This window comes from Ligilactobacillus equi DSM 15833 = JCM 10991 (genome assembly GCF_000615765.1).
In the GTDB taxonomy this organism is placed as follows: Bacteria; Bacillota; Bacilli; order Lactobacillales; family Lactobacillaceae; genus Ligilactobacillus; species Ligilactobacillus equi.
Genome location: NZ_BAMI01000067.1, coordinates 1 through 9,079, shown reverse-complemented (window position 1 = coordinate 9,079; position 9,079 = coordinate 1). Strand labels below are relative to the sequence as shown.

Genomic DNA, 9,079 nt, shown 5'->3' with positions numbered 1-9,079 from the left:
GATTTATATTTGAAAGAAAAATTTCCTCGTGGAAAAAATGAAACATATCAATTTGAAGTTACCAAAGGCGATGTTTTAAGTAATCCTAGAAAACAACAGACTAGTGCAAAAAAATTGGTAGGGGAAATTCTTGAAGGTTTTATGAAGAAAAGTAAGTTTAGACCTAGCGATATCGTACATATTATTGATATTGATGGAATAATGGCTAGTTCAGATGACATAGTTATTGATGAAAGCTTAGAAAATAACCACGAATATGATTTAGTAAACAATAAAGTGAAATTTAAAAAGTTAAGTTTATATGAAAAAACAAAGGAAATCTGGGACAAGAAAAAAGCGAATATCAAAGTATTATCTCGAACCACTGAAATTAGTAAGAAGAGGTATAAATTAAAGTATGATTTATTGTTTTTTCATTAACATCAGAACATGTTATTTCAGGTAAAGTGGCAATGACACAGGATGATAAAGATGATGTTATTGATAACTTCCAAAGTAAATATCCTAATGTGGATAGTTTAGTGATATTCATTAGAAAATGATGGTTTATTTTATCCTACAAATAGTATTGTTGAGAGTTGGCAGCAATTTTTAGATGAAAAAGGTATTGTTAGAAAAACTAATATTAACCTGCTTTTTAAAGAAATTGATAAGTATCTATATACACCGAAATCTTCCTAAAATTGAGTTAGAAAAAATCCTATGCTAAGGATAATTTATTCATGATTGCAATTAACCAAAAAAGAAGCCACCGTAAAGCAGCTTCTTAAAATAATTGAACTATCTCTTTGCTTAGTTATTTGGAAATAAATTGTTTCAATCCCCAAATATCCTCAGTACTTAACTGACCGATCCGCTTAAACTTAGTCATATCTAGCCTAAGCTCGTATTTAGACATAGTATCAATGTAAGATTGTTTACTTAATCCTGTTGCTTTTAAATCGCTGATTTTATAATATTTGGACTTAATATAATCCGACTTATTATTATATTTCGTAGTAATTTTGAAAACAACAACAGAGTCTGCCCTAGTCTTAAGGATTAGGACAGGTCTTCTCTTTCCTTGCTTACCCCATGACATATAGGCAGTGTATACTTCATTAATCTTCATCAAAAAAGTCCTCTAAATCCTTTTGCGTTTCTACTTTTTTAGTAGGTATGGATTCAACGGCCTCCTGAAGTTCAATAATTGCCTTTTGTCTGGGGGTTAAAGCAAACGTTAAAGGTATGCGACCGGTATTAATTATTTCTCTATACAAACTATTTATTACTACTGTTGGAGTCAGACCAATTTCTGCTATTATATTTTCTGCTTCAAGTGCAACTTCGCGATTGATGTTGACTTGAACTTTTTTTTGTTGATGTAGTCATATATAATCACCTCATGATACTTTATACTCATATTATATCATAAGAAACTTCATTCTATGTTTTTTGAGAAGAGATAAGGAAGAATTTGTTACCTGGGATGAAGATTTAGGCAAGATTCACGGCGCTGAGGGCTTTCTAAAGGCTAAAAGTAACTATGGATAACAATCGGCGGTCAATCAAGTTTTTTTAAATAGAAACCTAAAGTATAAAAATTGAAAAGCCCATTATATCAACCATAAAAATGTATTACTTACAAAAAGTTTTAGCTATCAAACGGCTTCAGCGCTATACTTTATAACTTTCCTATGCTAAAATTAGGATAATATCTGCATTGAAAATACGAAATGGAGTGATGAATTGAATGCAGTCTGACATAGTGCAACTAGTCATTATTATTTTGATTTTGGGAATTGCAACCATTTTTACTTTGGCTGAATATTCCCTCGTTAAGGTGAGACCCACCGAATTACAAACAATGGAACAAACCAAAAATGTGGTCGCCGCGCAAAAGTTAGTCGAAAAGCTAACGGAATACCTCTCAACGGCCCAAGTTGGGATTACGCTGACATCCCTGATTTTAGGTGGATAGGGGAAGAATACATTACCGAATTAATTTTAGAATCACACTTGCTACCACACGCGATTGCAAGTAAAGTAGCACCAGTTATCGGGATTTTAATCTTCACCTTCTTGCACGCGGTCTTTACGGACTTAGTTCCCAAAAATATTGCGATTGATAAACCAGTAGTAGTACTGCTAGCGATTGTGAGACCCTTACAAATATTCCACATTATCTTTTATCCTTTGGTTTGGTTGTTTGATCGGGCGGCAATTTTTTTCACGAAGTTATTGGGCTTCAATGCAACTCCAGCAGAAGATATCTACTCGCAAAGTGAAATAATTTCTTTATCTCAGGATGCAGCTGAGGCGGGGGAATTAGATAAAGAAGATTTAATTTATATGAAGCGAGCCTTTGATATGAATGATAAAGTCGCGGAAGATATTATGATTGACCGAACTCAGTTAACGGTGATTGATAGTAAAGCTACGGTAGCGGAAGCGGCTGAAATGTACTTCCAAACTAAATATAGTCGTTTCCCTGTGGTTGAAGACGGTGATAAGGACAGAATTGTAGGATATATTTATTCCTACGAAATCATGAAACGTATGCGAAATAATCCTCAAACACCGGTAAAACAAATTTTACGCATGATTCCTTATGTTTATGAAGGTCAAGCTTCTGTAGAAATTTTACGTATGATGATTAAGGAACAAGTACCGATTGTGGTTGTTCAAGATGAATTTGGTGGGACAGCTGGGATTATAACTGATAAGGATATTTATGAAGAGCTATTTGGTTCTGTTCGGGATGAAACCGACCATGTTTCAGCCGATCAAGTTACCAAAAACGAAGATGGATCGTATGATGTTTTAGGGAAGATTACCCTTTACGATTTTGAACGCTACTTTAATGTAGAATTACCAGAATTTGATGACAGTGAAGCCGTAACTTTAAATGGTTTCATTATGGAACAGTATCATGATCATTTGGAAGTGGATCAGGCTTACCAAGTTGGGAAGTTCACGATTACGCCGCTTGATTTTGAAAGTGCCCACGTGGACAAATTTAGGGTTACTTATTAACCATCAGGCGCTCCCTCTGTATACTGGAATCAGTACTACGGAGGGTTTTTTAAATTACAAAAGCCTCTAGGATTGAGTATTGACTATCTTGTCCTACACAAACGAGGTTACGCATAGAGAGATACAATGACGTACACTCACTTCACCGTGATTGGTTATGATTTTAGAATAAAAGCGCAACGAAGACAACGCTTTTGTAAGTTGTTGTCCTTAAGCGATAGCGAAAGGAATGTTTATAAGCATGGAAGTAATTACAGCGACCAGCAATGCTCGGGTCAAGGCATGGAAAAAATTGGCCAAGAAAAAAGAACGTCAAAAACAAGGACAATATCTTTTGGATGGTTGGCACTTGGTCAAAGAAGCACTCTTGGCCAATCAAAAAATTGCAACTATTTTAGTGGTGGCCGATTTTAAACATGCTAGTGAGTTAGCAGCGTTTAATTTTAAGGGTGAGATGATTCAAATTTCAGATAATGTAGCCAAGGCGCTTAGTGAAACGCCTAGTCCTCAAGGAATTTTTGCTTTGGTGGAAATTCCGGTAGCTACAGATATTGAGTTGGCAGATATTTCGGGGGCTTGGCTCTTCTTAGACGGTGTTCAAGATCCTGGTAACATCGGGACCATGGTACGAACTGCGGATGCTGCGGGTTTTAGTGGGGTGGTCTTTGGAGAAGGTAGTGCTGATTTATACCAACCCAAGGTTGTGCGTTCAATGCAAGGAAGTCAGTTCCATTTGCAGTTACATGTTGGAAATTTAAGCGAATGGATAGCGGCTTTTCAGGCTCAGAAGTTTCCCGTATTTGGTACTGAATTAAATGAAGCGGCGCGCAACTTTCGTGAAGTAGGACAACACCAGGACTTTGCCCTAATTATGGGAAATGAAGGTAACGGTATGCGGGCTGACCACTTAGCGCAAACTTCCTTAAACCTCTATATTCCTTTAGCCGGCAATGCTGAGTCCTTGAATGTTGCGGTTGCTGCCGGAGTGTTAATGTTTCAGTTAAAAGCTTAAGATTATTAAAAAATAAGCGCTTTCATTGGATTGTGAAGTATCTGTGTAGTATACTTGAAGTAGGAAGCAAGGTAGAAAAAACCTAAGTTTAACAGAATCGAGGTAGTTGCATGCTCAAAGAAACTTGGCGCAACGATATGGAATACATGTCCTATGTGGGTGAATTATTAGCGCAGCCAGAAGTACAAAGGTTAGCCAATTACACCCAACACCATTTTTCAACGCGGTTGAATCATGTGATTTTTGTTTCCTATTATAGCTACAAGTTAGCGAAAATGTTTAACTTGAATGCCAAGGCGATTGCACGTGCGGGGATTTTACATGATCTATTTTACTACGATTGGCGGACAACTAAATTTGATCGGGGAACTCATGCTTGGATTCACCCTCGAATTGCCGTGCGAAATGCGGAAAAAATTACGACTCTAACATCTTTAGAAAAGGATATTATCATTCACCATATGTTTGGGGCGACTGTTTGCCCACCAAAATCTGTTGAAGGATTGATTGTTTCCTTAGTGGATAAATATGCGGCCACTTCTGAATATTCCGAACACTTGGTGGAGGAAATGGGTCATAGAGTAGAAAAATTTCGCAAAATTATGCTTTTAAAAAGTAAGTAAATGGTGTAAAATAAAACTAGCAGATGCTATCGGGAAAACCGGTCTATCGAGCCGGTTTTTTTATGCGTAAAGGGAAAGGTGATAGAATGGCAACAGTCGCAGAAAAAAAAGAATACCACATGTGTCCTAAATTTGAAAAAACATTTAGCATTTTAGGAAAAAAGTGGAATGGTTTAATCATTGATGTTTTATTATCTGATGAGCCCAAACGTTTTAAAGACATTGCCTCTAAGGTTAATAAGTGCAGTGATCGAGTAATGGTTGAACGATTGAAAGAGTTGGAAAAAGAAGGTATTGTAGAAAAAACGACCCGGGAAGGTTGTTGTCGCGAGCTTTATCAACTAACAGCTCAAGGTCGAGACTTGGCTACTGTGATGGAAGATGCACATGCCTGGGCAAATAAATGGTATACCTTAGAGGACTGTCGTTAATTAGGACTTGACGGATGGGTTGAGAAAGCTTAAACTGAAGTAAGTTATGAAATGCGTCGATGAAAGCTAGTAGCTGTTGGCCCTCGTCAGAGAAGGACTGGAAGCTGGAAAGGTCCGCTTGGAAAAACAGTGAATTTCACTTTCGAAGTTAGTAGACTGTAAGGTCTACTCGGTACTGGCCGTTATGCAGGAAAGTGCCAATTCTAACATAGAATTGGAACAAGGGTGGTACCGCGAAGCCTCGTCCCTTTTGATGGGGCTTTTTTGCTACCATCGACGTTAAAAATTAGAAAGGAAGATATTATGGGTTTAAAAGAACAGTTGGAACAATTACGCCAAAAGCATTTGGAAGAAATCCAAAAAGCCGTAGACCTTAAAGAAGTTAATGCACAAAGAGTGAATCTTTTAGGTAAAAAGGGTGCTTTAACGGAAATTTTACGGGGAATGAAGGATCTTACCAATGAAGAACGCCCTGTTGTGGGAAGTCTAGCTAACAAGATTCGTGATGAATTTACCCAAGCAATTGCTAAAAAAACGGAAGAAATCGAAATTGCCAAAACGGCTAAGAAGTTGGAAAAAGAAAGAATTGATGTGACTTTACCTGGGACCGCAATTAAAGCCGGGCAGCCACATATATTGATGCAAGTGATTGACGACATTGAAAAGCTCTTCTTAGGCATGGGTTACTCCGTAGTAGATGGTCCTGAAGTGGAAGAAGATCACTACAATTTTGAAATGTTGAACTTACCTCAAGATCACCCGGCTCGTGATATGCAAGATACTTTCTACATTACCAAGCAATTATTAATGCGGACCCAAACGAGTCCCGTGCAAGCTCGGACCATGGAAAAACATGACTTTTCTAAGGGACCTTTGAAGATGATTTCTCCTGGGAAAGTCTACCGTCGCGACACGGATGATGCGACGCACTCCCATCAATTCCACCAAATTGAAGGTTTAGTGATTGACAAGCACATCACGATGGCTGACCTCAAGGGGACTTTGGAAGCAATCGCCAAGACAGCCTTTGGGGAAGAAAGAGAAATTCGGCTTCGTCCCTCTTACTTCCCATTCACAGAACCATCTGCTGAAGTTGATGTTTCCTGTTTCCGTTGTGGCGGAGAAGGCTGTAATGTCTGCAAGCAAACTGGTTGGATTGAAGTATTAGGTTGTGGGATGGTTCACCCTAATGTTTTAGAAATGGCTGGGATTGATTCTAAGGTCTACGGAGGCTTTGCCTTTGGTTTAGGACCCGATCGCTTTGCCATGCTGAAATATGGGGTGGATGATATTCGCGAATTCTATCTCAATGATGTACGCTTCTTAAGTCAATTTAATCAGAAAGGATAATTTTTAATGAAAGTTTCAACAAAATGGTTAAATGAATATGTACCTGTCTTGGACTTAGATCGGGAAAAATTAGCGGAAAAAATTGCCCGGACTGCGGTGGAAATTGCCGGTGACTACCAAATGCAAGATGGCTTAAAAAAAGTAGTTGTGGGACATGTCTTAAGCCTGGAACCTCACCCAGATTCTGACCACTTGAATGTTTGTCAAGTGGATGTTGGGCAAGAAGAACCTTACCAAATTGTTTGCGGGGCGCCTAACATTGCCCAAGGCCAAAAAGTTATTGTTGCTTTACCTAATTCTTGGATTGGGGGCCACACTAAGATTAAGAAGGGGAAGATGCGCGGCATTGTTTCAATGGGAATGATTTGTTCCTTACAAGAACTTGGTTTCGCCGAAGGTGTGGTACCAAAAGAATATGCCGATGGAATTTATGTCTTACCTGCTGATGCCACTCCTGGTGAGGAAGTCTTTTCATACTTAGGGATGGACGAAGACATTATTGACGTGGATATCACTCCTAATCGGGCGGATTTATTGAGTATGCGTGGGGTTGCTTATGAAGTGGCAGCTATGTACGATCGTCAAGTGACTTTACCTGAAGTTAAGGTTACCGAAGTTAGTGATGACCAAGTGGCCAACTATGTGAGTGTTCAAGCTCCAAGTGATTTAGTGCCAACTTACCAAATGCGAGTAATTAAGGATGTTAAAGTGGGACCAAGTCCACTTTGGATTCAAAGTCGTCTTTGGAATGCCGGTATTCGTCCTATTAATAATGTGGTGGACGTGACTAACTATGTTTTATTAGAATATGGTCAACCTTTACATGCCTTTGATTACCAAACTTTTGCCACTGATAAACAAGTTGTGGTGCGTAGCGCACAAGACGGCGAAAAATTTGTTACTTTAGATGGTGAAGATCACGAATTAAAAACTGGCGACTTAGTAATTACTGATGGTCAAAAGCCTGTTGGCTTAGCCGGAATTATGGGTGGTTTAGAAAGCGAAGTAACAGAGAAGACTCAAACTGTTGCCTTAGAAGCTGCGGTCTTTGATGGACAAACGTTGCGTAAGACCGCTCGCCGGGAAAATTTCCACACCGAAGCATCTGTTCGGTTTGAACGGGGCATTAACGTGGCGACTGTTCGTGAAGCTTTAGATAAAGCTGCTATGATGATTGCTGAACTTGGCCAAGGTCAAGTGGTAGCAGGGGTGGCTCAAGCCAACGAAGTAGACACTGCCGATCGGGAAATTGAAATTACGGCTACTCGTATCAACCACGTTTTAGGTACGAGTCTGAGCCAAACTGAAGTTGCTAAAATTTTCAGTCAATTAGGTTTTGGTGTGATTGAAAATGGTGAAAGCCTAGTTGTGGCTGTACCCGTCCGCCGTTGGGACATTGAAATTGATGCCGACTTGGTTGAAGAAGTTGCACGGATTTATGGTTACGATAATATTCCTACAACTTTACCAACTTATGAAGCCACACCAGGTAAGTACACACCTAAGCAAAAGTTAATTCGGGATGCGCGCCAAATTATGGAGGCCAGTGGTCTAAGCCAAGCTATCTCTTACGGTTTAACCACTTATGCCAAGGCGCAACGCTTCCTGTTAGATACAGGGAAAGCTACAGAGTTAGACTTCCCTATGTCTTCCGACCACACAACGGCGCGAATGAACCTTTTGAGTGGTTTACTGGATGATTTAGCTTATAATGTAGCCCGCAAGAACGAAGATGTAGCCCTTTACGAACAAGGCCGGGTCTTCTTGCGCCAAGACGGTAGCGACCGGCCAACGGAAATCGAACACTTAGCCGGGGCGATGACGGGACTCTTCCACCACGCAGATTGGCAAGGTCACAAGACACCGGCCGACTTCTTCTTGGCTAAGGGAATTGTGGAACACCTCTTGACCACCTTAGGAGTTAGCGGGGTGACTTATCAAGCTACAGGCGCCCACGAAGAAATGCACCCAGGGCGGACTGCGGATATTTACGCTGGTGATGTTTACCTTGGTTTTGTAGGAGAGGTACATCCTAACTTGCTTAAGGAGTTACGACTCAAGCGGACTTATGTTTTTGAATTAGACTTGGATAAGATTTTAGGTTTGGACAAGTTAGCTCAAATTTACCAACCAATCTCCAAGTACCCCGCTGTGAGTCGGGATATTGCCTTAGCAGTTAATAGTGATGTTCACAATCAAGACCTAGTCAACTGCATTGTGAAAAACGGGGGTAAGAACCTCAAGGAAGTCAAGCTCTTTGATCTTTATCAAGGAGAACATTTGGCTAAAGGGCTCAAGTCTTTGGCATATAGCCTAGTCTTCCAAAATGCTGATAAGACTTTGGTTGATGAAGATGTCAATCAGGCATTTGCTAAGATTGAAAAGGCTTTGAAGGAAGAATTTAACGTTACGGTACGTTAAAAGTGTTAGTGAAAGTCTCGACATGAAAAACGTCGGGACTTTTTGTAAGGAAAAGCAAATTTTTTCAAAGACTACTGAAATTCCAGGCAAATTTTAGTATAATGATTAGGATAAAGTAAACAGGAGTGATTAACTGTTTGTAAAAATATAGAATTAAGTAGAATTTAACCGAAAAATACGTTGTAATTAAACCATAGAAAGATTGAAAATGTAGGTGGTTTATTATA

Annotated in this window: 10 protein-coding genes and 1 other annotated feature; of the genes, 8 read left to right on the top strand and 2 right to left on the bottom strand. The window is 39.4% G+C overall.

Annotation, left to right across the window (positions count from 1 at the left end; genetic code table 11):
• Positions 1-420: hypothetical protein (locus JCM10991_RS15440; RefSeq protein WP_162149524.1), on the top strand; the 420-nt coding region annotated here is incomplete at its 5' end.
• A gap of 376 nt (positions 421-796) precedes the next feature.
• Here the strand turns inward: JCM10991_RS15440 and JCM10991_RS10480 are convergent.
• Both JCM10991_RS10480 and JCM10991_RS15005 read right to left on the bottom strand, forming a co-directional pair.
• Positions 797-1,111, bottom strand: a complete 315-nt coding sequence (locus tag JCM10991_RS10480) for a putative type II toxin-antitoxin system PemK/MazF family toxin (RefSeq protein ID WP_025021448.1) — start codon at positions 1,109-1,111, stop codon at positions 797-799.
• On the bottom strand, positions 1,101-1,292 hold the full coding sequence (locus JCM10991_RS15005) for a type II toxin-antitoxin system RelB/DinJ family antitoxin (RefSeq protein WP_439645944.1): 192 nt from the start codon (positions 1,290-1,292) through the stop codon (positions 1,101-1,103). Before JCM10991_RS15005 ends, JCM10991_RS10480 begins: the two co-directional genes overlap by 11 nt.
• 440 nt (positions 1,293-1,732) lie before the next feature.
• On the opposite strand from JCM10991_RS15005, the gene JCM10991_RS16475 reads away from it, so the two are divergent.
• From JCM10991_RS16475 to pheT, 7 genes are all read left to right on the top strand, one after another.
• Positions 1,733-1,960 (top strand): CNNM domain-containing protein, encoded by a 228-nt coding sequence (locus JCM10991_RS16475; RefSeq protein WP_369384734.1) that lies wholly within the window; start codon positions 1,733-1,735, stop codon positions 1,958-1,960.
• A gap of 38 nt (positions 1,961-1,998) precedes the next feature.
• Entirely contained in the window at positions 1,999-3,015 is a 1,017-nt protein-coding gene (locus tag JCM10991_RS13775) for a hemolysin family protein (protein WP_369384733.1), read from the top strand.
• 241 nt (positions 3,016-3,256) lie between these two features.
• The gene (locus tag JCM10991_RS10465; RefSeq protein WP_025021447.1) at positions 3,257-4,027 is read left to right on the top strand and encodes a TrmH family RNA methyltransferase; all 771 of its coding nucleotides are present in this window, start codon (positions 3,257-3,259) and stop codon (positions 4,025-4,027) included.
• Positions 4,028-4,137: 110 nt separating this feature from the next.
• Positions 4,138-4,650, top strand: a complete 513-nt coding sequence (locus JCM10991_RS10460; RefSeq protein WP_025021446.1) for an HD domain-containing protein — start codon at positions 4,138-4,140, stop codon at positions 4,648-4,650.
• Between the two features lie 86 nt (positions 4,651-4,736).
• Positions 4,737-5,081, top strand: a complete 345-nt coding sequence (locus JCM10991_RS10455; protein WP_025021445.1) for a winged helix-turn-helix transcriptional regulator — start codon at positions 4,737-4,739, stop codon at positions 5,079-5,081.
• Positions 5,082-5,128: 47 nt separating this feature from the next.
• Positions 5,129-5,333, top strand: a binding site (T-box leader).
• Between the two features lie 51 nt (positions 5,334-5,384).
• Positions 5,385-6,431 (top strand): phenylalanine--tRNA ligase subunit alpha, encoded by a 1,047-nt coding sequence (pheS, locus tag JCM10991_RS10450; protein ID WP_023859466.1) that lies wholly within the window; start codon positions 5,385-5,387, stop codon positions 6,429-6,431.
• Between the two features lie 6 nt (positions 6,432-6,437).
• Entirely contained in the window at positions 6,438-8,852 is a 2,415-nt protein-coding gene (pheT, locus tag JCM10991_RS10445; protein ID WP_025021444.1) for a phenylalanine--tRNA ligase subunit beta, read from the top strand.
• Positions 8,853-9,079: the final 227 nt, after the last annotated feature.